At 64.7% G+C, this 1,409-nt stretch carries 1 protein-coding gene; it reads right to left on the bottom strand.

The window, feature by feature from the left end; genetic code table 11:
* Window positions 1–1,409, bottom strand: a 1,409-nt coding sequence (locus ISP18_RS00045) for a condensation domain-containing protein (protein ID WP_404559215.1), incomplete at both ends; no start/stop codon positions are given.

The raw sequence follows: 1,409 nt of genomic DNA, 5'->3' as shown, positions 1-1,409 counted from the left end.
AGCAGCAGCTCGCGTTCAGCGGCGGGCAGCACCTCCAGTTGTCGCACCGGCATGGCCGGCACATCGTCCAGCGCCTGAACCAGACTTTCCAGGGCACATTGCATGAGATCGCATACGCGCTTGGGCGAGACGCTGTCCACCACCTGCGGCGTCAATCCCAGGGTTTGGCCGTCGTCCTCCACCGACATGGTGAAGGGATAATTGGTGCGCTCCTGTCCGCCACTCGCCTCGATACCGTGGAACGGCAAGATCGATGTCGGCGCTGCATTCGCAGCCGTTTGTGATAGACGGTTATGACGGTAGTTGAGCAGCGCACTGAACAACGGCGTGGGGGCGGCCACGCTGCTGCAGCGCTGCGCCAGCGCGAGGGATGCATGCTCGTGGTGCAATAGATCGGCCAGCCGCTGGTGCGCCCGGCGCACGCTCTGTTCCACCGGGGTATCGTCCAGATCCAGCCGCAGGGGCAGGGTGTTGATGAACGGCCCGATCGCGCGGCCAGTCCCCTCGCCGCCTTGCATGCGTCCGAACAGCACCGTGCCGAACACCACCGCTTCGCGGCCGCTGCAGCGTGCCAACACCTGGCCGAAGGCCAAGTGGCACAGACTCGCCAGGCTCACGCCCAGGCGCCGCGCATGGTGGCGCAAGCGATCGTTCAAGGTCTGCGGCAGCGGGCGATGGCACTCGCTGATGCCGTGACCGTCGCGATGCACATCGCTCAGGCCAAACGGCAAGGTCGGCTCGTCGATGTCACCCAGCATCTGGCGGAAGAACGGCTCGTGGACGTCGGTGCCCAAGCGCGTCTGCGCCACTAAATTCCGGAACGGCTGCGGTGGAGCTAGCGTGTCGCTCCGATCAGCCAGGATCGCTGCCACTTCGTCGAGCAGGATATCGGTGGTGGTGTGATCGCTGGCCAGGTGATGCTGCAAAGACAGCAGCGCCCAACGTGGGCTGTCCGGCTCCTGGGTGATGAAGAACCGCAGCAGCGGCGCCTGGGTCAGGTCGATGCGGGTATGGCGTGGATCAAAGTGTCGGGCCAGTTGCTCGCTGGCGGTGCCGGCATGGGGATCCAGGCGGAATTCGGTGACCGACAAGGGCACCTTGCGCCATACCACCTGGGCCGGTTCGGACAAACCTTCCCAAATAAACGCCGTGCGCAAAATGTCATGGCGGTCCACCACTTGCTGGACGGCATCTAGGAAGCGATCCAGCACCGTGCGGTCGGCAAAGGCGATCTGCCTGACCATCAGATACGGATCACCGGCGGTGGCCAGCAGATGGTGGAACAGGCAGCCATCCTGCAGCGGCGACAGGGCATAGATGTCCTGGATATTGGCCACGCCCCCTGGCACCAGTCCGACGATGCGGTCGATGTCGGCCTGGGACAGCGTGATCAGCGGCAGCATGTCCGG

It is taken from the genome of Dyella humi, from assembly GCF_044904605.1.
GTDB lineage: Bacteria > Pseudomonadota > Gammaproteobacteria > Xanthomonadales > Rhodanobacteraceae > Dyella_B > Dyella_B humi.
The sequence above is the reverse complement of the archived record's forward strand: the minus strand, read 5'-3'. Positions and strand labels throughout refer to the sequence as shown.